The organism is Methylobacterium sp. 1A (genome assembly GCF_058072805.1).
In genome coordinates this window covers 873,537-898,996 of sequence record NZ_JBYQVE010000001.1, presented here as the reverse complement: position 1 = coordinate 898,996, position 25,460 = coordinate 873,537, and the positions used below count along the sequence as shown (strand labels likewise).

Genomic DNA, 25,460 nt, shown 5'->3' with positions numbered 1-25,460 from the left:
TGTCCGTATCAGAGGTTCAGCGCCTCCCCATAGTGCTGAGAACACATCGAGCGGGCGCTGCATCCTTGGGGTAACGGCGAATGACCTGAGCGGGACCGTTTGCGATGGGCCAACCAAATTGGGACGCGTTGATGTGCCGTTGCAAGCGGACCTGTCGAACCACGCTAGAATCTCCATCTAAGCTTGGCGAGAAACGCTTTCGCACGCATTCGTGGAAAAACGGAGATATTTCTCATTTACCGTTAGACATCTTTTTTTGAGCAGACTAGACGATCCACACTAACCTACGGCAGATACAGGATCTTCTCTCTCGGAAACTTCTGGAATGTTCAGCTGCGGGCCGCGCGCCCGCGCGTTCTAGTCCGCTCCGACGACCGCGAAGGGATCGATCAGCCCGCACCGGATGCAGCAGTAGACGAGTTCCACGTCCGAGCTGACGCCGAGCTTCGATTTGATGGCGTAGTGATAGTTCGCGACGGTCTTGGGCGAGAGGCTGAGATCGGCCGCGATCGCGTCCGTGTGCCGCGCGTCGAGGATCATCCGCAGGATCTCGAATTCCCGAGGCGACAGCTGGTCGATCGGCGACGTCTCCTCCGCCAGCCGGCTCGCGGCCAGCAGGTGCGAGATCTCCGCGCACAGGGTCAGCTTGTTGTTGAACACGCTTCGCACCGCTTCGATGAGGAGATCCGAAGCGCTGCTCTTGGTGATGTAGCCGCGGGCGCCGGCGCGTATGGCCTGGAGCGCGTAGCTCACCGCGGCATGCACGCTGAAGACGAGGATGCGGGCGCTCGGATCCACCTGACGGATCTGACGGATGGCGTCGATCCCACCGCGGCCGGGCATGCTGATGTCCATGATGACGACGTCCGGCTCCACCATGCGGTAGGCGCGATAGGCCTCCGCGCCGTCCCCGGCCTCGGCGGCGACCTCCATGTCGGGCTGCCGCTCCAGAAGCCGGCGATAGCCCTCCCGCACGACGGCGTGATCGTCGACGAGCATCACGCGTATGCGCCGTTTGGTCATGACACCTCGTCGCCCGCGAGCGCGGCGTGAAAGCGGACCCGCAGGCGGAACCCGCCGCCCGGGGACGTTTCCGTCACGATCTGCCCGCCGAGCGCGTGGACGCGATCGCGCATGCCGAGCAGGCCGAGACCGGAATGCGGGCGCTCCAGCGCCTCCACGGGGGCGCCGCTCCCGTCGTCCGTGAGGATCAGCTGGACCTCGGCGCCGCCGTCGGTCTCCGCGACGTTCAGCGCGATCGCGACGGTGCGCGCGGCCGCGTGGCGGACGGCGTTGGTGAGGCCTTCCTGGACGATCCGGTAGATATGGGCCGCCGCGTCGGAGGGCAGGCGATCGGCCTGCGCGTCGGCCGCGAGCGTGACGTGGATCCGGCCCCCGGCGCGCTGCGCCCGGGCGGCGATCAGACTCCGGAGCGCGACCCGCAGCCCGAGATCGTCGATCTCCGGCGGCCTGAGCGCGGCGAGGGTGCTCCGAAGAGCGCGCACGGCGTCCGACGCCATGGTGGCGAGCTCGGCACTCTCGGCCACGACCGAAGGCGACGAGGAGCGCGCGCCCTCCTGGATCGACCGGGCGAGAAGGCTCAACGCCGTCAGCCGCTGCGCGACGTCGTCGTGCAGTTCGAGCGACAGCCATCGCCGCTCCTGCTCCTGGGCATCGATCAGCCGGCGCGCGAGCTCGGCACGTTCCCGCGTGGCGATTTGGAGATGGCTGGCAAGCTGATTGAAGACCGTCGCGATGCGTCGGAGCTCGCGCAGGCGGAGGCTCGGCAGACGCCATCCGAGGTCGCCCTTCGCGACGCGATCGATACCGATCAGGATCTCGTTGGCGGGACGCAGCGCGTGCGCCACCGCGCCGTAGACCAGCACGCACAGGACGACGGTCATGGCCGCGAGAGCGCCGGACACCTGCTTCAGCACGATCCACGCCGACCCGACGACCGCGTCGGGATCGATGTCCGCTTCGACGATCCCGATCCGCGATCCCTGATGCTCGAGGGGTAGGCGGACGGTGGATCCGGCGAAGAAGAGGAACCGGTAGAGCGTCGCGAACCAGTCGGGTGCGGCGCGCGCGTGCGCCTCGACGCCCAAGCAGCTCGACCGTGTCGGACCGGCCTCCGCCGGGATCAGCTGCACGCACTGGCCCGGTTGCAGAGCGTACCGGGTGACGATCTCCCAATCCGGGAAGCGTTGGGGAATGTCGGCCGCCCGCTCGATTCGCAGGAGCTGGAGGCGGAGCTGCTTGTGCACCTCATCGGCCGTCTCGGCGTTCCGCTGTCGGGTCTTCGCCGCGACGTCGTGCATCGCGTAGGCGGCCGCTCCGGCAGCGCAGAGGATCGCGATCAGCGCGATGCGTCCGACGAGGGCCCATTTGAGATCCAGCTCGCGCGCGTCCCAGACGGCCAGGACCTGCTTGAGCCTGAAGGGTGTCACCCGTGTTCTCCCGAAAGGACGAGAGTATGCGAGCCCGCGACCGTCTTGGAAGGGTCCCCGGCAAGGTCGTGCGATTTGCCCGGGTCGGTACGGGCGTTCTGCCGTAGCGGGTCCGAAGGCGCGCGGTCTAACAGGACGGACCCTGTCGCGAGCGCCGCCGACGGTAGAGTGGGTTCGGCGTCAGCGGACAGGTTCGATCCGGGCTCGCCCCAGCGCCGATCTGGAGATTGTCGATGCGTCTGCGCCAGAGCTGCTGTCTCGTCCTCTTCCTCGCATGCCTCGCGCCGGACGCGCGCGCGGGCGAGATGGTCATGGTCACCGGTGACGACGCCGTCCAGTGGCGCGCTGCGCCGCCCTCCCTCCCGAAGGGCAGCGAGATCAGCATCATCGCCGGCGATCCGGACAAGCCCGGACCGTTCACGCTCAGGCTCCGGTTCCCGCCGAACTACGTCATCGCTCCGCACACGCACGCGACCGACGAGAGCGTGACCTTGCTGTCCGGCACACTCGTCCACGACATGGGGAAGACGATCGACGCGAGCCGGGGGCAGTCTCTCCAGCAGGGTGCCTTCCTGTATCTGCCGGCCAGAATGCCCCACGCGCTCTGGACGACGCGCGACCCGGCCGTGATCCAGGTCTCGGGAACAGGGCCCTTCGGGCTCGACTACATCAACCCCTCCGACGATCCGAGGAAGACGCGCTCGGACAAGTGATCGTCCACGGGGATACGATCCGCGCGCGACAGTCGCTCCGACCCGCCGCAGACACTCTCGAGAAGCCTGATCGCGCGCGGCGCGCCGACATGGCGACGCCGCCGGTCATCGAGGCGAACGACCTGTCCCACTCGGCCGACGTGACGGCGACCGCGGCCCGCGCCGACCTCTGCCGCGCCCGCGGCAGCGCGCGGGCGTTCCGCCCGTCCGGCGCGGCGAGGGCGGACTGAATCCGTGCTGCCGCGGTCACTGACCGGCTCCAGGGCTGCACCGCCCGAACGGGCCGCGACGTTCGGACGGTCTTGGACGCCTCGATCCTGCCCCGCTTGACCACCGGCGACAGCCAGGCGCCGTGCGGGGTGATCGGCGAACGGGCCACCGGCATGCTGGAGCGGGCGCGCGGCCTGTAACAATCGTCGCCGTGAGCACGCCCGCGGGCGGAGACCATGATCATCCTCCGCTCTCGCAGTGTAAGCCTTGCTAATCGGCCCTCGACACGCGCATAAGCCCCAGCTCGACGGCCGGAGAGATGCAGTCGTGAGCACGCCGCACACGCTCGTTCGGTTTCTGAAGGCCAACGCGTTCTTCGCTGAGCTTGGTCCGGAGGCGATCGAGACCATTGCCGGGCTCTGCACGACGCGCAGCCTCGCGCGACACGAGATCCTCTTCCAGAAGGGCGATCCGGGCGATGCCCTCTACGCCGTGCGGCGCGGGCAGATCCGGATCGGTGCCGGCTCCGACGACGGGCGCGCGGTCACCCTCAACCTGCTCGGGCCGGGCGACGTCTTCGGCGAGATCGCCTTCCTCGACGGCCATCCACGGACCGCCGAGGCCGTGGCGCTCGAGCCGGCCGACCTGTTCGTCGTCGAGGGGCGGGCCTTCCTCAAACTGCTCCACGGCGATCCCGCCCTGGCGGTCCGGATCATCGGCCTGCTGTGCCAGCGCCTGCGCTGGATGAGCGCGCGCATGGAGGAGGCGACTCTGCTGCCGCTCGACATGCGCCTCGCCCGGCGCCTGATCATGCTGTCGGAGGATTACGGCGCCGAGATCCAGGTGACGCAGCAGGAACTCGCGGCCTTCGTCGGCGCGGCGCGGGAGAGCGTGAACCGCGTCCTGCAGGACTGGCAGAGATCGGGCCTCATCGATCTCGGCCGCGCGCGCGTCACCGTGCGGGCCTCACACCGGCTCGTCGCGCTGGGCGCGCGGGCGCAGACATGATCGGGGCGACAGGGCTTCACCGCATGAGAACGACAGCGCGCCTGGCGGCCACGGCCGCCCTCACCATCGCGGCGTCGAGCGCCGCAGCGCAGACGCGATGTACGGAGACGACGCGCTTCGATCCGCCCTTGCGGATCCTGCACTGCGCCGATGGCCTGACGCTCGAAACCGAGCGCGCGGGCAGCCTGCGCCCTGTGGGACCCGACGGTGACGGACATCTCAAGGGCGCCGAGATCGGCGGCAACGCGGTCTTCGTCACCATCCCGGCGAGCCGCCGCGTCCGCCGCGACGGCTTCCAGATCCTCACCCCCCACGCGGTGGCCTCGGTGCGGGGCACGGTCTACGCCGTCGACGTGACGCGGGCGCGCACCTCCGTCTTCGTGGCCCAGGGACGGGTCGACGTCGCCCGGCGCACCGACCCGCAGGTCGCCGTCACGCTCGGGCCGGGCGAGGGGGTCGACGTCGATGACGGCCGCGACCCTCTGGAGGTCCGGCGCTGGCCCCAGGAGCGCGTCAGGAGCCTGCTCGAGCGGTTCGGGCGTTGAGCGAGGCCGGTCGGCCGGCGGCTCCGACGCCCGACCGGACCTTCCGGCTGGCGCGGCGCGTCTTCCTGCTCGCCGCGTCGCTCGGCGCGCTCGCCTGGGGCGCCTGGCTCGGCCATCTCCATCTCGCCGGGCGCGCGACGCCCCTCGATCGCCTGGAATCCGCCCTCACGGACCTGCGCCTGCGGCTCGCCGGCCCGCGCACGCCGCCCCCCAACCTCACCGTGGTGGCGATCGACGACGCGACGGTGCGGCGCGAAGGCGGCTTCCCGGTCTCGCGGACCACGATGGCGCGGATCGTCGAGCGGGTGGCGGAGGCCCGCCCGCGCGTGATCGCCGTCGACGTGCTGTTCCTCGAGGCGGGGCGGCAGCCGGAGGCGGACAGCGCGCTCGCCGTCGCCCTCGGGAAGACCACAGCGATCCTGGCTTCGGCTGCGGTCTTCGACGGGAGCGCCAGCGAGGACGGCATCCCGTTCGCCACCGCGCTCCACCGGCCGTCGCCGAAGCTCGGCGAAGACGTCGCGTCCGGTGTCGTCAACGTCGCCGAGGACGCGTCGGGCGTACCCCGCCATCTCCCCCTGGTCGTGCGCACGGCCGACGGCGTCGCCGCGTCCTTCGTGCTGCGCGCGGCCGCCCTGGCGGCGCGCAACGACCCCGTGCTCAGCAAGGGGCGCGTCCAGATCGGCGACCGCGCCCTGTCGCTGGACCTCGGCTACCACCTTCCGCTGCGCCCCTACGGTCCGCGACGCACGATCGCGACGGTGAGCGCGGCCGCCCTCCTCGACGGGACGGCGCCGGCCGCGGCGCTCTCGGACGGCATCGTCGTGATCGGCGTCACCGCGCTCGGCGGCGGCGACACCTTCGCCACCGCGTTCGATCCCGTCTTGCCCGGCGTCGAACTCCTCGCTACCGGCATCGCCCACCTCACCACGGGGGACGCCCTCGTCCGGGACGCCGGCGTGCGGCAGCGAGACGCCGCGGCCTCGGTCCTCCTGGCGGTCGGGTCCGCGCTCGCCATCGCGGTGCTGCCGCCGGGCCCGGGCCTGATCCTGGTCCTGCTCGCGACGGCAGGATGGCTCGCCGCGGGCGCCATCGCGTTCGCCCACGGCATCTGGCTGAGCGCCGCCCTGCCAATCGCGGCCGTGGGACTGCCGGCGCTGGTCTGCGCGGTCGGCCGCCAGACGCTCGAGCGCCGCCAGAGCGCGCGCGTGGCGCGGTCCGAGCAGGTGCTGCGGCGGATGCAGCCTGCCGCCCTGGCCGAGCGGCTCGCGCGCGACCCGGGTTACCTCGCCGAGCCGGTCGCGCGCGACATCCCCGTGCTGTTCGTCGACCTCACCGGCTTCACGCGCCGGAGCGAGCAGCTCGGCCCGGCGCGGACGCGGGCGATGCTCAAGACGTTCCACGATCTCGTCGACGAAGCGGTGACCCTGCGCGGGGGCGTCGTGGTGAACTTCATGGGCGACGGCGCCATGATCCTGTTCGGGGCCCTCGATCCGGACCCGGACCAGGCGGCGCACGCCGTCCAGGCCGCGGAGGAACTCATCGTCCGAACGCGCGCCTGGATCGCGGACAGCCCGGTCCTGCACGGGGCCGGGCCGGCCCTCGATCTGCGCATCGGCGCGCATTACGGGCCGGTGATCCTCTCGCGCCTCGGCAGCGACACCAACCAGCACATCACCGCGACGGGCGACACGGTCAACGTGGCGAGCCGCCTGCTGGCGGTCGCGGCGGACGCCCACGCCCGCCTGGCACTCAGCGCCGAGCTGGCGCAGGCGGCCGGGCTCGAGCGGTCGGAGGGCGCGTTCGAGAGCCGGACCGCGGCGATCCGCGGCCGCAGCCAGCCCCTCGAGGTCTGGCTGCGCCACCCGCGCGCGACGACGTCCTAGCCGCACCCCCGAGCGCGTCGCTGACCGACCGGAGGATCACACTGAAACTGTGACCCGGGTCACAGTCCCCCCCGGGCTCTCCGGTGCATCGTCCCCGTATCGCAACGGGAGACATCTCATGACGATCACCTCGACGAAGACCGCGATCCTGTCCTGTCTCGCCCTCGCCGCCCTGGCGACCGTGCCCGGGCGAGCCGAAGCGCGCGGGTTCGGGCACGGAAGCTTCGGGCACCATGGCGGCTTCCATCACGGCTTCCACCACGGCGGCTTCCATCACGGCGGCTTCCATCACGGCTTCCATCACCGCTTCGGCGGCCATGGCTGGTGGAGCCCGGCGGGCGGATACGCCGCGGGCGGCTTTTTCGGCGACTGTCACCTGGTCTTCAGCCCGGTGTGGGGCCGCTACGAGCGGGTCTGCCGCTGAACCGTCACGCCGTGGGGCAGCGGCCAGGCCGATCGGCAGGCGACGGGATGACGACGCTCATCCGGCCGCCCCGGGACGGCCGGACACCCTCGGACCGCTGCTCCGATGATCGCGCCAGTCGGGACTCCGGAGGAGCATCGCTCATGCATCATCACGGCCTGCGCATTCTGCTCGTCGACGATGACGCGGAGGTTCAGCGTGTCGTCTCCGGATACCTCGACGGGCACGGGGTCGACGTCGTCCCGGCGTCGACGCGGGCCGAGGCGCGCGGAGAGCTCGCGGATCCGTCGCAGTTCAACCTCGTGGTGCTCAATCTTCGCCCGGGCGCGGAGAACGGCCTCGACCTGCTGCGGGACCTGCGCGCGGTGAGCGATGTTCCCATCATCCTGACGACGGCCCATCGCTGCGAGGAGTTCGACCGCGTGCTCGGCCTCGAACTCGGCGCCGACGACTACATCGTCAAACCCTACGGCCTGCGCGAATTCCTGGCGCGCGTGCGCGTCGTCCTCCGCCGCGTCGCGGCGCAGGCCTCGTCCCGACCGGCGGAGGCGCCGTGCCGGCGCTTCGACGGCTGGGTCCTGAACCGTCGACGCCGGCGTCTGATCAATCCCGACGGGGAAGAGGTCGTCCTGGGCAAGCGCGACTACGCGCTCCTGGCGGCGTTCCTCGACGCACCTCAGCGTCCGCTCAGCCGCGAGTACCTGCTCCAGGTCACCCGCGTCCACGACGACGTCTTCGATCGCTGCATCGACGTGCAGATCCTGCGGCTGCGCCGGAAGATCGAGCGCAGGCCTAGCGACCCGAAGCTCATCGTGACCGAGCGCGGGGTCGGCTACGTCTTCGCCGCCGCGGTCGAGAGCACGTCCCACTAGGGCCGTCGCGAGCGGCGACCCCGGTGGAGATAGGGGTGCACGGCCCGCGCCCCCATATGGGTGACGAGCCGCGAAGGCGCGCGTCAGCCCTTCACCAGCTTGCACGTGCTCTCGGAGAGCGGCTGGAACGCCTGGTCGCCCGGGATCGTCTTCAGGATCTTGTAGAAGTCCCAGGGCCCCGTCGATTCCGCCGGGGACTTCACCTGGGCGAGGTACATGTCGTGGACCATGCGGCCGTCCGGGCGCAGCGTGGCGTTGCGGGCGAAGAAATCCTGGATCGGCAGCTCGCGCATCTTGGCCATCACCTTCAGGCCGTCATCCGTGCCGGCGGCTTCGGCCGCCTTCAGGAAGTGGAGCACCGCCGAGTAGTCGCCGGCCTGGACCATGGTCGGCATCCGGCCGCCCATCCGCTCGCCGAAGCGCCGCGCGAAGGCGCGCGTCTGGTCGTCCATGTCCCAGTAGAAGCCCGTCGTCAGGATCATGCCCTGCGCCGCCGGCAATCTGACGGAGTAGATGTCGGTCAGGAAGATGTTGAGCCCGCCCAGCCTCTGGCCGCCCTGCAGGATGCCGAACTCGCTCGCCTGCTTGATGGTGTTGATCGTGTCGGCGCCGGCGTTGGCCATGCCGATGATCTTCGCGCCCGACGCCTGTGCCTGCAGCAGGTAGGACGAGAAATCCGGATTGGGGAACGGGTGCTTGACCGACCCGAGCACCGTGCCGCCCTTGGCCTTCACGACCCGGGTGACCTGCGCCTCAAGATCGTGCCCGAAGGTGTAGTCGGCCGTGATGAAGAACCACGTGTTCTTCGGATCGTCCGCCAGCGCCGCGGCGGTGCCGGCCGCGAGCGAGTGGGTATCCCACGACCAGTGGGCGCCGGTCGGCGAGCACGCGGCGTTGGTCAGCGCCATGGAGCCGGCGCCGGAGTTGATGTCGATCTTGCCCTTGCTGCGCGCGACCTCGCGCACCGCCAGCCCGGCGACCGAGGAATTGGTGTCGAAGATCGCGTCGACGCCCTCGGTATCGAACCACCGGCGCGCGATCGACGAGGCGATGTCCGCCTTGTTCTGGTGATCGGCGAAGACGAGCTCGACCTTCCGACCGTTGATCGGCCGTCCGAAATCCTCGACCGCGAGTTGCGCGGCCGTCACCGAGCCGCGGCCGGCCAGATCCGAGTATCCGCCGGACATGTCGGTCAGGATGCCGATCTTGATGCCGCCATCGGCGTACTGCGCGGAGGCGGGCAGGGCGGTGAGGGCAGCGGCGCCGAACGCGGCGGCCGCCACCCAAGGACGACGGATCATTGTTTCCTCCCCAATCTCTTGTTCTTCAGCGGCTGCCCCGTACCGGAAGGCCGCCTGTCCTTCGAAACCGCGTTCCCTCGGTCTCAGAGATAGCTGCGGCCGTCCAGGTAGGCCTTGCGCCAGCGCCGGATCTCGACGCGCTCGAAGAGCCCGACCTTGTAGAACGGGTCCGCGTGGATGAGCGCCTCGGCCTCCGCGCGGGTCTCGACGTCGACGACGTAGAGGCCGCCGCCGGCGTCGCTCCCGTCGTCGTTCAGCTTCGCGCCGCAGGCCAGGAGCCGGTCCTTGATCCGGTCGAGGTAGACGAGATGCTCCGCGCGGTTCGCCCTGCGGACGTCCAGGCTCCCGGCCTTGTCGAAGGTCTCGATCATGTAAGGCATGGCGGTGGTCCCGTCAGTTGGCCGCGATCGCGGAGGGATGCTGCGCCAGCGGCGTCACGCTGATCGCCATATACGGGTAGAGCGGCAGCGAACTCAGGATTTCGTGAAGTTCATCGTTTCCCGCCACGTCGAAGACACTGTAATTGGCGTACTGCCCGGCGATGCGCCAGAGATGCCGCCATCGGCCATCTTGCTGGAGCTTCTGGGCGTAGGCCTTCTCCTCGGCCTTCAGGCGAGCCGCCTCCTCCTTCGGGAGGGACGCCGGAATGTTGACCTGCATGTGGACCATGTAGAGCATGACGTCGAACCTCTGCCGCCGGTCGTGCCGGGGCGTTTGACCTGCGGTCTGCTGCGTCGCGAAGCGCCGGACGACGCCGACACGACGCCGACACGACGCCGAGACGCGGCCGAGACCGGCGCGGGGCTGCCGTACGCGCCGCGGCGCCCGATGGCCAGACCGGATCAGGCATCGGCCCGGATCAGGTCGGCGGCCTTCTCGGCGATCATGAACACCGCGGCCTGCGTGTTGCCGGAGACGATGCGCGGCATGATCGAGGCGTCGGCCACCCGAAGGCCGGCCACGCCGCGCACGCGCAGGCTGGGATCCGTGACCGAATCCGGATCGTCGCCCATGCGGCACGTGCCGCAGATGTGGTAGATCGTCTGGCCGTCGCGGCGCGCGAAATCGAGCCAGTCCGCGTCGGTCCGGCAGTCCGGACCGGGATTGAGCTCGGCCCCGCGGAAGCGGTCCATCGGCGCCTGCGCGACGATGGCGCGGGCGATCTTCATGCCCTCGACCATCGCCCGGCGATCCTCCGCGGTGGCGAGGAAGTTCGGGCGGATGGCGGGCGGCGCGAGCGGGTCGGGCGACGCGGCGTGGATCGTCCCGCGCGATTCCGGTCGCAACTGCGTGACGCCGATCGTCATGCCGGGCAGGCGGTCGAGCTTGCGCTCGGCGGCGTTGGCGTAGCTCGCGTGCATGAAGAAGTACTGCACGTCGGGCCCGTCGAGCCCCGGCCGGGTGCGCACGAAGCCGTGGGCGAGACCGGTCCCCAGCGCCAGGATGCCCTGCCGCGTCGCGAGGTAGCGCGCCGCCGCGAGGCCGAGGCGCAGGCCGCGGGTCTGCTCGTTCAGCGTCACCGGCAGGCGCACGCGCCAGTTCATGCGCGTGCAGTAATGGTCCATGTAGTTGGCGCCGACGCCGGGGAGGGCGCGCCGCACGGCAACGCCGAGCCCTCCGAGGATCGCCGGATCGCCGAGGCCGGACAGTTCCAGGATCTGCGGGGTCTGGGCCGCACCCGCGGCGAGGATCACTTCCCCGCGGCAGCGGAAGAGCCGCTCGCGGCCGCCGACCAGAGCGGCGACGCCGCTCGCCCGACCCGCGTCGAAGGTCAGCCGCAGGACGTGCGCGTCGGTCACGACGGCGAGGTTCGGGCGGGCCAGGGCCGGCCGCAGATAGGCATCGGCGGCGCTGACGCGCCGGCCGCGCCGCTGGTTCACCTGGTAGTAGCCGAAGCCGTCCTGGCTCTCCGCGTTGTAGTCGGGATTGCGCGGGTAGCCTGCCGCCTGCGCGGCGGCGATGAAGGCCTCCGCGATCGCAGGACGCTCGGCCACTTCCGTCAGCGGCAGCGGACCGCCGCGGGCGCGCAACGGTTCGCGGCCGCCCTCGTAATCCTCGAGCCTGCGGAAATAGGGGAGCACGTCCGAGAATCCCCAGCCGCGGCACCCGGCCTGCGCCCAGGCATCGTAATCCTGCGGCTGTCCGCGCACGTAGATCATGCCGTTGATCAGCGTCGACCCGCCGAGGCCCTTGCCCCGCGGGACCGCGATCACCCGGCCGCCGGTCGCCGCCTCGGGCTCGGTCCGGAACCGCCAGTTGTAGGATGAGTGCTGGAGCAGGCGGCTGAAGCCCGCCGGGATCGCGACCCAGGGGCTGCGCGCCCGTCCCCCCGCCTCGAGGAGCAGGACCCGGTGCGTCCCGGACTCGGTCAGGCGGTTGGCCAGGACGCAGCCCGCGGTGCCGCCGCCCACGATCACGTAGTCGAACGCGCCGGCCGCGACGGCGTCGATGTCGGTCGGTCCCACGGTGCGCCCCAAGCTCAGTCCCCGGTTCCCGCCTCAGAGGGCGCCCATGTGGCGGGCCATCAGGGCGATCTGACACTCCAGCATCGGCAGGCCCTTCTGGACGCGGCAGCCCGCCCTCAGCGCGGCGGCGAGCAGCGGCGTGGTCTCGGGATCCATGATCGCCTCGGCGACGAACTGGCCGGCGTGGAGGGCGCCCAGGTCGAAGGGGGCGGCGTCCTGCGGGCGCATCCCGAGCGACGTGCCGTTGACGAGGAGATCGTGCTCCGCCTGGACGCCTTCGGCCGCGACCGCCAGTCCGGGATAGGCGGCGCGCAGGCGCTCCGCCAGCGCTTGGGCGCGGTCCGCGGTGCGGTTCAGGATCGTCAGGCGGGCGACACCGGCCTCGGCGAGCGCGAAGGCGATGGCGCTCGCCGCGCCGCCGGCCCCCGCCAGCGCCGCGCTCCGGCCGCGCGGCTCCAGGCCCGAGGCGCGCAGCGCCTCGACGAAGCCGATCCCGTCGAGCATCGTGCCGACCATGCGCCCGTCCGCCTCCCGCCGGACGCAGTTGACCGCCCCGATCTGCTCGGCCTCCCGGGTGAGGGCGTCGCACAGGCCGGTCATCGCGGTCTTGTGCGGGACCGTGGCGATGAAGCCGCCGAAATTGCGCAGGTGCCGCAGCCCGTCCATCACGGCGGCGAGGCCGTCCGCCGCCACGTGCAGCGGGACGAGGACGCCGTCCACGCCGTGGCGGGCGAAGAGCGCCCCCATCACCTCGGGCGCCTTCACGTGGTAGATCGGGTCCGCCAGGATCCCGTAGACCCGGGTCCGCCCGGTGATCCCGGTCGCGGTGACCGCGCTGCTCATGGCCGTCCTCCCGTCCATCGCCTGTCCCGACCGGTCCCGGCTCACGTCATGTAGAGGCCGCCGGCGACGTCGACGGTCTGGCCGGTGACGAAGCTGGCCTCGGCGGAGGTCAGGTAGAGGGCGAGATCCGCGACTTCCTCGGGGGCGCCGAGCCGGCCCATCGGGGTCAGGCGCACCTGCTCGTCGTTGACGGCGCGGCCCACCGCCCGGACCATCGGGGTCTCGATCCGCCCCGGCGCGATCGCGTTGACGCGGATGCCGAACGGGCCGAGCTCGGCCGCGAGGTGCTTGGTGAGCCCGATCAGGCCGGCCTTCGAGGCCGCGTAGTGGCAGGCGACGATCGGCGAGTGGGTCTTGCCCGCCACCGACGACATGTTGACGATCCAGCCGCGCCCGGCCGCGCACATCGCGGGCGCTAGCGCGCGGACGGTGTTGAACGCCCCCGTCAGGTTGACCGCGACGACGCGGCTCCACTCCGCCGGGTCCATCTCCCAGACCCGGTGGGCCGCCCCGTCGTGCTTGGGCGAGATGCCGGCGTTGTTGACCACCGTGTCGAACGCGCCGCCCATCGCGGCGGCGGCCTCCGACAGGGCCGCCTCGACCGCCGCGTAGTCGGCGACGTCGAGCCGCATCGGCACGGCGCGACCGTCTCCGCCCTCGATCGCCGCGACGGTCGCCGCGACGTCGTCCGGGTTCACGTCGGCCACGCCCACCAGGGCGCCCCGCGCGCCGAACCCTTCCGCGATCGCCCGGCCGATCCCGCGGCCGGCCCCGGTGACGAGGACGCGCCGGCCGGCGTGGCTCGGGCGCCGCGCGATCGCCTCGGCGTTCGTCTGCCGCTCAGTCATCTCAGATCCCCAGATAGGCGCGTCGGACGTGGTCGTTGTCGAGCAGGGCCGCGGACGCGTCGGCGAGGACGACCTCGCCGTTCTCCAGAACGTAGCCCCGGTCGGCCACCTGCAGCGTGTGGAACACGTTCTGCTCGACGATCAGGACGGTGGCGCCGGTCTTCACGATCCGGTCGACCACCGCGAAGACCTGCGCCACCACGATCGGCGCGAGGCCCAGCGAGGGCTCGTCGAACATCAGGAGCTTGGGACGGGCCATCATCCCGCGGGCGATGGCCACCATCTGCTGCTCGCCGCCCGAGAGGGAGCCGGCGTTCTGGTCGAGGCGCTCGCGCACCCGCGGGAACAGGTCGAGCACGTCCGCGAGCGTCTCCGACTGGCGCTCGCGCGCCGCGCGGCGGTAGGCGCCCATCAGCAGGTTCTCCCGCACCGTCATCTCGGGGAAGAGCTGGCGCCCCTCCGGGATCAGGGTGACGCCGCGCGCCACCATCTCGTGGCCCGAGAGCCGGGTGACGTCCTCGTCCTCGAACAGGATCCGGCCGCGGGTGGGCTTCACCAGGCCCGCGATGGTCCGCAGCGTCGTCGTCTTGCCGGCCCCGTTGGCGCCGACGATCGTCACCACCTCGCCGGCGCGCACCTCGAGCGAGACGGCGTGCAGGATGCTGGTCGCGCCGTAACCGGCATCCACGCGCTCAAGCGTGAGCATGGGCGAACTCCTTGCCGAGATACGCCTCGATCACGGCGGGGTCGCGCACCACGTCCTGCGGGCTGCCCTGGGCGATGATCTGCCCGGAACTCAGGACGATCACCCGGTCGGAGAGCGCCATCACCGCCTGCATGACGTGCTCGATCGCGATGATGCTGACGCCGGTGTCGCGGATCGACAGCATCAGGTCGATGGCGCGGCGCACGTCGGTCTGGTTGATGCCGGCCATGACCTCGTCGAGCAGCAGCACGCGCGGGCGCATCGCCATCACGCGGGCGACCTCGAGCCGCTTGAGGCCCCCGATGGTGAGGCCGCGCGCCTCGCTCCCGAGCCAGGGCGCGAGCCCCATCCGCTCGGCGGTCTCGCGCGCGACCGCCTGGGCCTCGCGGACGTCGCTGTGGCGGTGGAACGCGCCGACCATGATGTTCTCCTCGACCGTCATGGCCGCGAAGGGCTGCACGATCTGGAAGGTGCGGCCGACGCCGAGCGTCGCGAAATCCGACGGCCGGCCCGGCCGGTGCCACGTCCCGTCCGGCGCGCGGACGCTCACCGTGCCGGCATCGGGCTTGAGGAAGCCCGAGATCATGTTGAAGACGGTGGTCTTGCCCGCCCCGTTGGGGCCGATCAGGCCGAGGATCTCGCCCTCCCGGAGCGTGAAGCCGACATCGTTGGTGACGTGCAGGCCGCCGAAGCGCTTCTGCAGGCCCTCGACCCGGATCAGGTCCGCGCCGACCGGCGGCCGCTCCGGGGCCCGCGGAACGGCCGGAACCGACGCCGCCTGCGCACCGCGGCCGCCCGCGCGGGCCCGCGCGAAGCGGGACACGAGGCCCATCAGCCCGTTGGGCAGGAACAGGACGACGAGCACCAGAACGAGGCCGTAGACGAGGCCGTGGAGCCCCAGAGCCTTGGCCCCGAGCCAGCCGCGGGCCAGTTCGGTGATCGGCACGAGGAGCAGCGCGCCGAGGAGCGGCCCGAACACCGTGCCGAGTCCGCCGATCAGCGCGAACATCGCGATCTGGATCGACAGGGTCAGCGAGAACATCGCCGCCGGCTCGATGAAGGTCAGGTACATGGCGTGGAAGGTGCCGACCATCGCGGTGAGCGCCCCCGACACCGCCACGGCGACGAGCCGCACCCGCACCGTGCGCACGCCCGCGGCGCGCGCGGCCGATTCCCGCTCGCGGGTGGCGACGAGGTAGAAGCCGATCCGGTGGCTGCGCATCCACCACGCGACCGCCAGGGTCAGCAGGAGGAGCCCGAAGGCGATGGCCAGCGGCGGCCAGCGGTCCCGGAACACCATCCACGTCCAGCCGAACTTCAGCGGGATCATCAGACCGGTGGCGCCGCCGGTCAGGTCCCGGAAATGCAGCGCCAGGACGCGGAAGACTTCGAGGAAGGCGATGGTCGCCAGCGAGAAGAACGGCCCGTGCAGCCGGAAGCACGGGTAGCTGATCGCCAGCGCCACCATCACGGCGAGGGCGGCGCCGGCCACCATGCCGATCCACGGGCTGATCCCGGCGCCGACGAGCAGCATCCCGCAATAGGCGCCGAGACCGTAGAAGATGCCGTGGCCGAGGGAGAGCTGGCCGGCGTAGCCGCCGACGATGTTCCAGGCGGTCGAGAGCGCGGCGAAGACGCAGATCGTGATGAAGACGTGGTAGATGAACGGGTTGCCGACCGCGACCGGCACCGCCACCAGGGCCGCGAGGACGAGCGCCAGCGCCGCCGCGCCCCGGCGCGGGAAGGCGGACGATGCGGCGGACGGTGCGGGTGTCGGGGCCGCGGACGGTGCTGCGGCGAGCGGGATATCGGTCATCGCGGGCTTCCTCACGGCGAGACGTGGGACAGCCGCAGCTGCCGCCCGAAGAGGCCCGAGGGCTTCAGGATCAGGATCGCCAGGAACACGCCGAAGACCGCGACCTCGCGCATGTCGGCGCCGACGTAGAAGCCCGTGACGCTGTCGATCAGGCCGATCAGGATCGCCCCGACGAAGGCGCCGCGGATGGAGCCGAGGCCGCCGAGCACGACGACCACGAAGGCGATCAGCACGAAGTAGGTGCCGCTGTTGGGCGAGGTCGGGTAGAGCGGCGCGATCAGCACCGCCGCCACCCCGACGCAGGCCGCGCCGATGCCGAACGTCAGGGCGTAGATCCGGTCGACGTCGATGCCCATCAGCTCGGCCGCCGCGCGGTTCTGGGCGACCGCGCGGATCGCCCGGCCCGTGCGGGTGCGCGCCAGGAACATCTGGAGCCCCGCCACCAGCACGATCGCGGAGCCGAGGATCACCACCTGCCCGAGCAGCACCCGGACCGGGCCGATCTCCAGCGGCTGGCGCAGGCCCGACGGCGGCGTGTTGGCGATGTCGGCCCCGAAGACGAGGAGGGCGAGGTTGATCAGCACCGTCGACAGGCCCACCGTGGCGAAGATCTGGATGTGATGGTCGCCCGCGGCGAGCAGGGGCTGGATCAGGAACCGCTGGGTGAGGGCGCCCAGCAGGAACAGGACCGGCACGACGAGGATCACCGCCGCGAAGGGGTGCAGCCCGAGCCCGGTCACCGCGAGATAGGTCAGGTACATCCCGACCATCAGGAACTCGCCGTGGGCGAAGTTCACGACCTTCACGATGCCGAAGATCAGGGTCAGCCCGACGCTGACGATCGCGAACAGGCCGCCGAGCATCACCCCGTTGGCGAGCACTTGGAGGAAGACGTCCATCCCCGATCTCCGTGGACCTGCGTGACGGCGGCGCTGTTACCTTCGGAGACCTGCGGTTACTTGCGCATCTCCATGGGCGCGACGGCGGCGCTGTCGGGATAGACCGTGACGAGCTTGCCGCCCTGCCACTGCATGCCCATCATCGCGGCGCGCTCGTTCTGGTTGTTCTTGCCGAACTTGAACCCGTAGCCGACCGCGGTGACGCCGTCCTTCACGTCGATGGCCTGGACGGCCTTGACGATGGTGTCGGGCTCGAAGCCCTTCGCGTTGCCGATGGCCTCGAGGATGAGCTTGGCGCCGACGTAGTTGTTCAGGGAGTGCCCGGAGCGCGGGGCGCTCCCGTACTTCTTCTGGTAGGCCGCGACGAAGTTCTCGATACCGGGCGTGTACTTCGTGTTGACGAGGTACTGTGTGAAATCCGTGTCGAGCACGCCCTCGATGACCTTGTGGCCGACCGCGTCGGCGGTGGGCTGCATCGAGTAGCCGCCGCCGCCGCCGATGATGGCGCCCGGCTTGAAGCCCGCCTCGTTGGCCTGCTGCAGGAACAGCACGGAATCGTTCTGGTAGGACGTCTGGAGCAGGACGTCGATGCCGCGCCCCTTCAGGTCGAGGACGAGGGAGGACATGTCGACCGTCGAGGCCGGGTAGCCCTGCGCGGTCACGACGTTGAGCTTGGCCTGGGCGGCGAACTTCTTCTGGAAGCCCGCCACCGAGGTGCCGTAGCTCGAATCCTCGTAGATGATGCCGATCTTCAGGTCCTCGGGCTTCTTGCCGAGCCCGGCGGCGACCTTGTTGACGATCATCTCCACCGCCAGCTTGGCCATGTCCTCGGCCGTCGGGTTGGTGCGGTAGAGGTACTGGAGCCCGCGCCCGGTGACCTCCTCGGCCACCGCGCCGAGCTCGAAATACGGGATGCCGGACAGCTCGGCCACCTGGCTCGCGGCGATGGAGCGGGCGGACGAGTAGGAGCCGAAGATCGCCGCCACCTTCTCCAGGGAGATGAGGCGGCGTGCCTCGCCGATCGCCTGGTTGTTGTCGACGGCGTCGCCGCGGGCGAGCACCACCTTCTGCCCCTGGACGCCGCCGGCGGCGTTGATCTCGTCGACGGCGATCTCGACGCCGCGGGCGCTCTCCTCGCCGAGCAGGGCGAGCTGCCCGCTGAACGGGAATAGCGCGCCGAACTTCACGTCGGCGGCTCGGGCCGTCGTCGGTCCCGCCGCCTGGGCCGCGGCGCCCAGCACGAGGGCGGCGGCGAGTGCACGCGCCAGAACTCTCATCGTTTCCTCCCGTGTCAGTCGTCGACCCGGCGCTTCGCGCGCCTTTCGGTCGGGTCAATCGTCGGCGTCAGTAGGCGAGGGCGTCCTTGCCCTCGAAGCTGGTGATCGGCGGGTAGGCGCGCTGGTCGGTGATCACGTCGATCACCGTCACGGCGCCGCCGGCGAGCGCGTCGCGCAGCGCCGGTGCGAGATCCTCGGGGCGCTCGACCCGCGTCCCGGCACAGCCGCAGGCCCGCGCGATGGCGGCGTGGTCGACCGCTTCGAAGTCGCAGACGTCGGTGAAGTCGCCGAACAGGCTCAGCTCCGCGTGCTTCTGGTAGCCGAGGATCTGGTTGTTCAGGACGACGACGATCACCGGCAGCCGCATGCGCCGCGCCGTCTCCAGCTCCGCCCAGACGTGGCCGAAGCCGCCGTCGCCGGTCACGCAGATCACGGGCGCGTCCGGGCGGGCGGCCTTGGCGCCGAGGGCGAAGGGCAGGCCCCAGCCGAGGCCCGCGATGCCGCGCGGCGTCAGGAAGCGCTGGCCGGCCTTCCGCGCCGTCAGGAAGTTGGCGATCCAGATCGAGGCGTAGCTCGCGTCGGCGACGACGACGGTCTCGGCGGTCGTGACCGCGTCGATCTCCGCCATGATCCGCTCCGGCCGGATCGGCGCGGCCTCCATGTCGACGAGGCGGGCCATGTCGCCGGCCTGGGCCTCGCGGGCGCGGGCGATCGTGTCGGCGAGCGGCGCGCGGCGGCCCTCCAATCCCGCGAGGTCGCGCTGCCGGAGCGCCTCGGCGAGGGCGGCGAGGGTCAGCTTGGCGTCGCCGACGAGGCGCAGGGCCTCGTAGTTGCGGCCGACCTCGCCCCCGTCGACGTCGAGATGGATGAAGCGGGCGTCCGCCGGGTAGAGCGACCAGCTGTCGGTGCCGTTCTGGTTGGTGCGGTTTCCGACGAGGAGGACGACGTCGGCCTCCGTGACGAGGCTGCGCAGGTGGGACGAGCGCGCCCGCGGCGCCATGAAGTACCCGACGACACCGACGGAGAGCGGGTCGGTCTCGGCGACGGCCCCCTTGCCCATCACCGTGGTGGCGACCGGCAGTCCGAGACCCTGCAGGGCGGCGAGTTCCGGGTAGGCCCCGGAGGAATGGACGCCGCCGCCCGCGATCACGAGGGGACGCCGTGCGCCGGCGAGCAGCTCCGCGGCCTCGGCGATCCGGGCCGGGTCGGCGACCGTGCGGTCGAGGGGGTAGGTGCCCAGGCTCGCCGACCGGCGCGGCGCGGCGGCCTCGAAGTCCGGCCGCTCGTCGAGGAGGTCCAGGGGCACCAGCAGCACCGCCGGCCCGGGCCGCCCGGAGGCCGCGGCCGCGAAGGCCATGTCGACGTAGTCGTCGATGCGCTCGGCGACCGCGACCCGGCGGACCCACTTGGCGACGCCCGCGAACAGGGCGAGGTGGTCCAGTTCCTGGAAGGCGTTCCGGTCGGTGAAGCGGCGGTGGACGTCCTGGACGATCGCCACGACCGGAATCGAGGCCTTCAGGGCTTCCGCGAGGCCCGGCACCAGCAGGGTCGCGGCGGGCCCGTTCTGGGCCGCGACCACCGCGACCCGGCCGGAAATCCGCGCGTAGGCGTCGGCCATGGCGGCGCCCGCGTTCTCGGTGCGGTAGCCGATCTGGCGGATGCCGTGGTGCGGCGCGGCCAGGAACAGCGCCGAGGGGATGCTCTGGCCGAACACGTCGCGGACGCCGTGCCGGTGGAGCGCGGCCGAGAGGGCGTGGGCACCGGTCATGTTGGCGCGCTCGGACATCTCGGACATCAGCGGCTCCCCTGCGCGGCGTCGCCCATCGACAGGACGATCTTCCCGATATGCTGGCCCGCATCCATGCGGGCATGGGCCTCCGCGACCCGCTCGAACGGGAACACGGAATCGATCGGCGGCCGCGCGCGGCCCGCCGCGAGCAGCGGCAGGACGTGCTCGGCGAGGGCTTCGGCGAGGCGCGCCTTCAGGGCCACCGGCCGGGCGCGCAGCGTCGAGCCCGTGAGCGTCACCCGCTTCATCAGCAGCGGCTGGAAGTCGATCTCCGCCACCCGCGAGCCCTGCTGGAAGGCGATCTGCGCGATGCGCCCGTCGACCGCCACGGCATCGAGGTTGCGGGCGATGTAGGGGCCGCCGACCATGTCGAGGATCACGTCGGGCCCGCTCCCGCCGGTGGCGGCCTTGGCCACGGCGACGAAATCCTCCCGCCGATAATCGATGGCCGCGTCCGCGCCGAGCGTCAGGCAGGCCGCGCATTTCTCGGGCGAGCCCGCGGTGACGATCACCCGGGCGCCCCGGGCCTTCGCCAGCAGGATCGCCGTGGTGCCGATACCCGAGGAGCCGCCGTGGATCAGGAGGCTCTCGCCCGCCTGCAGCCGGGCGCGCTCGAACACGTTGCTCCAGACGGTGAAGTAGGTCTCGGGGATCGCCCCCGCCTCGACCGCCGGGAGGCCCGCCGGCACGGGCAGCGCGACCGCCTCGTCGACGACGGCCCACTCGGCGTAGGCGCCGCTATGGACCAGCGCCATCACCCGGTCCCCGGTCCGGAAGCGGCCCGCGCCGGGCCCGAGCGCCTCGACGATCCCGGCGAGTTCGAGCCCGAGCACGTCCGAGGCGCCGGGGGGCGGCGGGTAGCGGCCCTCGCGCTGCATCACGTCCGGACGGTTGATGCCCGCGGCCTCGACGCGCACGAGCACCTGGCCCTGCCCCGGCTCCGGGCGCGGACGCTCGACGATCCGGAGGACCTCGGGACCGCCCTGTCCGTCGGCGATCACGGCTCGCATGCCCATGCTCATCGCTCCGTTTCCCGGCCCACCGCCGCTTCCGGGAGAAGCAGCACCTTCATGGCCTGCCGGCTGCGCGCCAGCTCGAACGCCGCCCCGGCTTCCGCGAGGGGGCGGCGGTGGGTGATCAGCGCCGCCAGCGTCCCGGCATGCGCCGCGAGGAGCGCGAGCGCGGCGTCGAAGGCGCGCGCCGTCGTGTCGTGGGCCGCGCGCAGCTGCTTCTTGCTGCGCACGAAACCCGTCAGGTCGAGGTCGAGGGAGCCGGAATGGATGCCGGCCACCACCATCACGCCGCCCGAGCGCAGGACGGCCAACCCGTCACTGACCGACCGGGCGGAACCGGTCGCCTCGATCACCCGGTCGGCCTCCCCGTCGAAGGCGCGCCGGACGGCGTCGTCCAGGCCGATGTCGGCGAGATCGACCGTGTGGCGGATGCCGATCCGCCGGGCGAGGTCGAGGCGCGCGGCGTCGTCGAGCCCGGCGAGCAGCACGTCCGCGCCCCGCTGCTGTGCCACGAAGGCGATGCAGAGGCCGATCGGGCCCGGCCCAAGCACCGCCACGCGGTCGCCGGGACCGACCTCCGCGACGTCCACCGCGTTGACCGCGACCGCCAGCGGCTCGGCCAGGGCCGCGACGGTCAGCGGCAACCCGTCCGGCAGGCGGCGGCAATTGTCGGCCGGGACGACGACCTGATCGGCGAAGGCCCCGTCGGCGTGCAGGCCGACGATGCGGCGGCCCTGGCAATCCTGCGGCCGCGCGGCGGCGCAGGCCGCGCAGGCGCCGCACGGCACCGTCGGCCAGCAGGTGACCCGGTCGCCGACCGCGAGCGCGGTCACGCCGTCCCCCACCGCCCGGACCGTCCCGGAGAACTCGTGACCGAGAGTGACCGGCATGAACGCGGTCATGAACCCGTAGCCCGGGGTCCACTCGAAGGCGTGGATGTCGCTGCCGCAGATGCCGGCCGCGGCGACCGCGACGGTGACGCGTCCCGTGCCCGGGGCAGCGGGCGCATCGACGTGGACGAGATCCGCCCCGAAGGCGGCGGTCGCCTTGCGCAACGCAAGCATTTCCGTCCCCTGTCTCCCGCTGAGCCTGCCGGCCCGGCGGCCTGCCTCGCGGCACGTGCCGTCGACGCTAGGCGTAATTTGTTATAACAAACATCGGACGAAGGGGAGGAATATGTCAAGCGCTTCGGCGTCCGAACCGGAAACAGGCGATATCGTGCCGGACTGGGTCCGTCCGATCGTCAAGGAGAGCCTGAGCGAGCGGGCCTACCGCGAGCTGCGCGTCGCGCTGATGCGCGGGCAGTTGCGACCCGACACGCGCCTGCGGCTCCGGCCGATGTCGGCCCGGTTCGGCATCAGCGCGACCCCCATGCGCGAGGCCCTTCTCAGGCTCGTCGCCGAGAAGGCCCTCGCCCTCGACGCGCGCGGCAGCGTCGTCGTGCCCCGCCTGACCCTGGATCAGCTCCTGGAGATCCGGGCGATCCGCACCGATCTCGAGGGGCGTGCCGCCGCCGCTGGGGCAGCCAGCCGCGCGGCCGAGGTCGACGACCTCGAGGCGATCCACGCGCAGATCTCGCACTGTCACGCGAGCCGCGACTTCGCGCGGGCGGTGAACCTCAACACCGAGTTTCACCTGACGCTGTGCAGGCTCGGACAGATGCCGATCCTGTACGAGATCGTGGAGTTGCTGTGGGTGCGCTGCGGCCCGATCCTGTCGCACCTCTACGATGACGGCGTCCCCGACTGGGAGCCGCACCCCCATCGCCGCATCATCGACGCCCTGCGCCGCGGTGACCCGGAGGCGGCCCGGGATGCCGTGCGCGAGGACATCGAGCGCGGCGGGAGCGGCCTGTTCGCGCATGTCCGCGCGGCCGCCACAGGGTGATGACCGGCTCGCGGAGAGTCCACGAGCGATCGATCGATGGCCGAAGCAACGAGCCGACCTCGGCGGCCACGGCCCTGAAGGCGCCGGCGTAAATTGGCCCGCGGTTGCGGAACGCCGGAGCTCGATTATCGTGCGCCCATGCGCGCCGATCTCGCCGTCCTCGCTCTGGTCTTCGCCGCCACGGGCGCGCGCGCCCAGCAGCAGCTTCCGACCGTCCCGGAATTGCTGACGGCCGAGGCGAACGCCGCACGCGCCTGCGAGAGCACCGGCGATCCCGCCATCACGCGTGAGCAGTGTCGGCTGCGCGATCGGCTGAGCGGACGCCTGGCGCAGGCGGGCTATTGCTGGGGCCGCAAGGGGCAGGCGGACGAGAAGAAGGAATGGCACGCCTGCCAGCCGGACTCGATCTACGAGGATGATATCGAGGCCGTGCAGCGCTGAGCGGCAAACTTCGTCGTCGAACGCGGCCCGCCACCCGAAGGTCTGTACGCCCGGCTACAGCAGGACACCGTTCCGCAGAACTGACGGCGCTGTGCGCGAGTCGTAGCTGTGGTGCTGCGCGGCGTTCACGGAGCCGCCGGCATCGAACTGGACGCATCACCTGAACGCCCGCGCTTCAACGTCCATCCGAGGAGCAGAATTAGCATTGCTCGCACGATCGGATCAATGAACAAGTCATTATCTCAATAAAACTGTTGTTCTCCTCAAAACACCAGATCCAACGGCGCGACATCTCCACGATATCGCCGTCCCGAAGTACACGAAAATTCTTGAAACGCTCATGCAGAGTGTTAGACCGTTATCGTTGCTTGTGACTCCGACTACGATACGGTCGCCATCGATGATTCACACGATCAAAGGTAGGCTTTTCGCGCTTCTCGCGGTGCTGGGTACACTCCTCGTAGGATCAGCAGCGCTCAGCAATTACGCGCTCTACAGAGATTTCCGGGGCCTCGAATCGATCTACGCCGACAGGGTCATGCCGCTCAGCCAGTTCGGCGCGATGCGCGATGCCTTCGATGCCATGCTGACCGCGACGCGGGATTTCGAGTTCCACGCGATTCAGGCGTCCGAAGCCGTGACGATCCTCGATCGCCAGCTGGCACGGGCGAAGGAAGCCTGGTCCGCGTACCTAACCACGTACCTCACGCCCGAGGAGGCACAGCTCGTCGCGAGCCTGACGACGCGATTCGATCGGGACGTGGCGATCGTCACCGACCTCGTCCGCGCCTTGACGAAGGGGGACCTCGACGCTGTGACCGCGACCCGGATCGATCTGCTCCGCGCGATGGGTCCGACGACGGCGGCCATCGGCGAGTTGTCCGACCTGCAGGTCCGCGAGGCCCGCGCCGAGTTCGAACGCGCGGACGCGATGGCGCGGCGCCTGCGAATCCTGCTCTTCGCGACACTCGCCGGGGCCGCGCTCGCGGTCGGGTACGGCATCCGCGTGATCCTCGTCCAAGTCACCCGCCCGATCGCGCGGACCACGGCGACGATGACCCGTCTCGCCGCGGGCGACCTCGACGTGCGGATCGACGGTGCGGACCGCGGCGACGAGATCGGCGCGATGCTCAAGGCTATCCAGGTCTTCAAGGACGCGCTCGTCGCGAAGCGCGCGACGGATGCTGCCGCCGCCAACGAGGCGGAAGCGAAGGCGCGCCGCGCCGAGACGTTGGACGGCGCCACCGCGGCGTTCCGTGCCCGGATGGATCGCCTGACCGAGGCGCTGTCCGCCAGCGCCTCGTCCATGGAAGCCGCCGCCGCGACGATGGACCGGAGCGCCGGCGAGACCGCGACGCAGCTGCTCCAGGTGTCCTCGGCGGCCGAGCAGACAGCGGTCAACGTTCAGACCGTCGCGGCGGCCGGCGAGGAACTGGCCACGTCGATCGGGTCCATCAACGGCCAGATCACGCGCTCCTCGGACATGGCCCGGCGCGCGGCCACTGAGGCGTCGGAGACGAACACCCTCGTGATGAGCCTCGCCGACGGCGCCGAGCGGATCGGGACCGTGGTCAGCCTGATCGCCGGGATCGCCGCGCAGACGAACCTGCTCGCGCTGAATGCCACCATCGAGGCGGCCCGCGCCGGGGAGGCGGGACGCGGCTTCGCCGTCGTCGCCACCGAGGTGAAGGCGCTGGCGGCGCAGACCGTCCGGGCGACCGAGACGATCTCCGAGCAAGTCGCGACCATTCAGAAGGAGACCCACCGCGCGGTCGACGTCATCCAGGCGATCACTGCCGCTGTCCTGGACCTTCGGACCATCGCCACGGGCGTCGCGGCCGCGATGGAGGAGCAGGAGGCGGTGACGCAGGAGATCGTGCGGAACGTCAGCCAGGCCGCCGACGGCACCCAGGCGGTCACGGTCACGATCGGGCGCATCACGCAGGCCGCGGGCGAGACCGGCCGGACCGCGGCCGCGGCCCTGGACGCGGCCACCGCCCTGTCGCGACAGTCGGAGACCCTGAACGCAGCGGTCGCGGAGTACCTGTCGGCGGTGCGGGCCGCCTGAGG

Annotated in this window: 25 protein-coding genes; 10 read left to right on the top strand and 15 right to left on the bottom strand. The window is 71.2% G+C overall.

Going from position 1 to position 25,460, the window contains the following annotated elements:
- Positions 1-357: 357 nt before the first annotated feature.
- Both ACX9MN_RS04430 and ACX9MN_RS04425 read right to left on the bottom strand, forming a co-directional pair.
- Positions 358-1,023, bottom strand: a complete 666-nt coding sequence (locus ACX9MN_RS04430) for a response regulator (RefSeq protein WP_056521453.1) — start codon at positions 1,021-1,023, stop codon at positions 358-360.
- Positions 1,020-2,450 (bottom strand): HAMP domain-containing sensor histidine kinase, encoded by a 1,431-nt coding sequence (locus ACX9MN_RS04425; RefSeq protein ID WP_489723807.1) that lies wholly within the window; start codon positions 2,448-2,450, stop codon positions 1,020-1,022. Before ACX9MN_RS04425 ends, ACX9MN_RS04430 begins: the two co-directional genes overlap by 4 nt.
- Before the next feature lie 233 nt (positions 2,451-2,683).
- Between ACX9MN_RS04425 and ACX9MN_RS04420 the strand changes: the two genes are divergently transcribed.
- From ACX9MN_RS04420 to ACX9MN_RS04390, 7 genes are all read left to right on the top strand, one after another.
- Positions 2,684-3,163, top strand: a complete 480-nt coding sequence (locus ACX9MN_RS04420; RefSeq protein WP_489723806.1) for a cupin domain-containing protein — start codon at positions 2,684-2,686, stop codon at positions 3,161-3,163.
- Between the two features lie 89 nt (positions 3,164-3,252).
- Positions 3,253-3,393, top strand: coding sequence for a hypothetical protein (locus ACX9MN_RS04415; protein ID WP_210187340.1), 141 nt, complete (start codon positions 3,253-3,255; stop codon positions 3,391-3,393).
- Positions 3,394-3,700: 307 nt separating this feature from the next.
- The gene (locus ACX9MN_RS04410; protein WP_020091685.1) at positions 3,701-4,381 is read left to right on the top strand and encodes a Crp/Fnr family transcriptional regulator; all 681 of its coding nucleotides are present in this window, start codon (positions 3,701-3,703) and stop codon (positions 4,379-4,381) included.
- Positions 4,382-4,404: 23 nt separating this feature from the next.
- Positions 4,405-4,926: a FecR domain-containing protein gene (locus tag ACX9MN_RS04405; RefSeq protein ID WP_020091686.1), complete on the top strand. Its 522-nt coding sequence runs from the start codon at positions 4,405-4,407 to the stop codon at positions 4,924-4,926.
- Positions 4,923-6,809: a CHASE2 domain-containing protein gene (locus tag ACX9MN_RS04400; RefSeq protein WP_489723805.1), complete on the top strand. Its 1,887-nt coding sequence runs from the start codon at positions 4,923-4,925 to the stop codon at positions 6,807-6,809. Before ACX9MN_RS04405 ends, ACX9MN_RS04400 begins: the two co-directional genes overlap by 4 nt.
- Before the next feature lie 118 nt (positions 6,810-6,927).
- Complete coding sequence (locus ACX9MN_RS04395; protein WP_132366326.1) at positions 6,928-7,233, top strand: hypothetical protein; 306 nt, start codon at positions 6,928-6,930, stop codon at positions 7,231-7,233.
- A 143-nt stretch (positions 7,234-7,376) separates the two neighbouring features.
- A complete protein-coding gene (locus ACX9MN_RS04390) occupies positions 7,377-8,105 on the top strand; it encodes a winged helix-turn-helix domain-containing protein (protein ID WP_427507727.1) in 729 nt (242 codons plus the stop codon).
- Between the two features lie 83 nt (positions 8,106-8,188).
- Here the strand turns inward: ACX9MN_RS04390 and ACX9MN_RS04385 are convergent, their stop codons facing one another.
- The 13 genes from ACX9MN_RS04385 to ACX9MN_RS04325 form a co-directional block, all read right to left on the bottom strand.
- The gene (locus tag ACX9MN_RS04385; RefSeq protein WP_489723804.1) at positions 8,189-9,406 is read right to left on the bottom strand and encodes an ABC transporter substrate-binding protein; all 1,218 of its coding nucleotides are present in this window, start codon (positions 9,404-9,406) and stop codon (positions 8,189-8,191) included.
- Positions 9,407-9,489: 83 nt separating this feature from the next.
- Complete coding sequence (locus ACX9MN_RS04380) at positions 9,490-9,786, bottom strand: YciI family protein (protein ID WP_020091691.1); 297 nt, start codon at positions 9,784-9,786, stop codon at positions 9,490-9,492.
- Positions 9,787-9,799: 13 nt separating this feature from the next.
- Positions 9,800-10,084: a muconolactone Delta-isomerase gene (catC, locus tag ACX9MN_RS04375; RefSeq protein ID WP_489723803.1), complete on the bottom strand. Its 285-nt coding sequence runs from the start codon at positions 10,082-10,084 to the stop codon at positions 9,800-9,802.
- Between the two features lie 164 nt (positions 10,085-10,248).
- Positions 10,249-11,871: a GMC family oxidoreductase gene (locus tag ACX9MN_RS04370; RefSeq protein WP_489725206.1), complete on the bottom strand. Its 1,623-nt coding sequence runs from the start codon at positions 11,869-11,871 to the stop codon at positions 10,249-10,251.
- A gap of 33 nt (positions 11,872-11,904) precedes the next feature.
- A complete protein-coding gene (locus tag ACX9MN_RS04365) occupies positions 11,905-12,714 on the bottom strand; it encodes a shikimate dehydrogenase family protein (RefSeq protein WP_489723802.1) in 810 nt (269 codons plus the stop codon).
- Positions 12,715-12,755: 41 nt separating this feature from the next.
- Positions 12,756-13,562, bottom strand: coding sequence for a 3-oxoacyl-ACP reductase FabG (gene fabG / locus ACX9MN_RS04360; protein WP_489723801.1), 807 nt, complete (start codon positions 13,560-13,562; stop codon positions 12,756-12,758).
- Position 13,563: 1 nt separating this feature from the next.
- Positions 13,564-14,268, bottom strand: a complete 705-nt coding sequence (locus ACX9MN_RS04355; protein ID WP_132366330.1) for an ABC transporter ATP-binding protein — start codon at positions 14,266-14,268, stop codon at positions 13,564-13,566.
- A complete protein-coding gene (locus ACX9MN_RS04350) occupies positions 14,255-16,084 on the bottom strand; it encodes a branched-chain amino acid ABC transporter ATP-binding protein/permease (RefSeq protein ID WP_489723800.1) in 1,830 nt (609 codons plus the stop codon). The genes ACX9MN_RS04355 and ACX9MN_RS04350 overlap by 14 nt, the downstream gene beginning before the upstream one ends.
- An 11-nt stretch (positions 16,085-16,095) precedes the next feature.
- Positions 16,096-16,983, bottom strand: a complete 888-nt coding sequence (locus ACX9MN_RS04345; RefSeq protein ID WP_020091698.1) for a branched-chain amino acid ABC transporter permease — start codon at positions 16,981-16,983, stop codon at positions 16,096-16,098.
- Between the two features lie 56 nt (positions 16,984-17,039).
- Positions 17,040-18,260: an ABC transporter substrate-binding protein gene (locus ACX9MN_RS04340; RefSeq protein ID WP_091678717.1), complete on the bottom strand. Its 1,221-nt coding sequence runs from the start codon at positions 18,258-18,260 to the stop codon at positions 17,040-17,042.
- Positions 18,261-18,327: 67 nt separating this feature from the next.
- The gene (locus tag ACX9MN_RS04335) at positions 18,328-20,055 is read right to left on the bottom strand and encodes an acetolactate synthase catalytic subunit (RefSeq protein WP_489723799.1); all 1,728 of its coding nucleotides are present in this window, start codon (positions 20,053-20,055) and stop codon (positions 18,328-18,330) included.
- On the bottom strand, positions 20,055-21,071 hold the full coding sequence (locus ACX9MN_RS04330) for an NAD(P)H-quinone oxidoreductase (RefSeq protein ID WP_489723798.1): 1,017 nt from the start codon (positions 21,069-21,071) through the stop codon (positions 20,055-20,057). Before ACX9MN_RS04330 ends, ACX9MN_RS04335 begins: the two co-directional genes overlap by 1 nt.
- The gene (locus ACX9MN_RS04325; RefSeq protein WP_489723797.1) at positions 21,068-22,126 is read right to left on the bottom strand and encodes a zinc-dependent alcohol dehydrogenase; all 1,059 of its coding nucleotides are present in this window, start codon (positions 22,124-22,126) and stop codon (positions 21,068-21,070) included. The genes ACX9MN_RS04330 and ACX9MN_RS04325 overlap by 4 nt, the downstream gene beginning before the upstream one ends.
- 112 nt (positions 22,127-22,238) lie before the next feature.
- Here ACX9MN_RS04325 and ACX9MN_RS04320 point away from each other — a divergent pair, with 112 nt between their 5' ends.
- From ACX9MN_RS04320 to ACX9MN_RS04310, 3 genes are all read left to right on the top strand, one after another.
- Positions 22,239-22,949: a GntR family transcriptional regulator gene (locus tag ACX9MN_RS04320; protein WP_026604719.1), complete on the top strand. Its 711-nt coding sequence runs from the start codon at positions 22,239-22,241 to the stop codon at positions 22,947-22,949.
- Positions 22,950-23,087: 138 nt separating this feature from the next.
- Positions 23,088-23,390, top strand: coding sequence for a hypothetical protein (locus tag ACX9MN_RS04315; protein WP_020091704.1), 303 nt, complete (start codon positions 23,088-23,090; stop codon positions 23,388-23,390).
- Positions 23,391-23,790: 400 nt separating this feature from the next.
- Positions 23,791-25,458: a methyl-accepting chemotaxis protein gene (locus ACX9MN_RS04310; protein WP_489723796.1), complete on the top strand. Its 1,668-nt coding sequence runs from the start codon at positions 23,791-23,793 to the stop codon at positions 25,456-25,458.
- Positions 25,459-25,460: the final 2 nt, after the last annotated feature.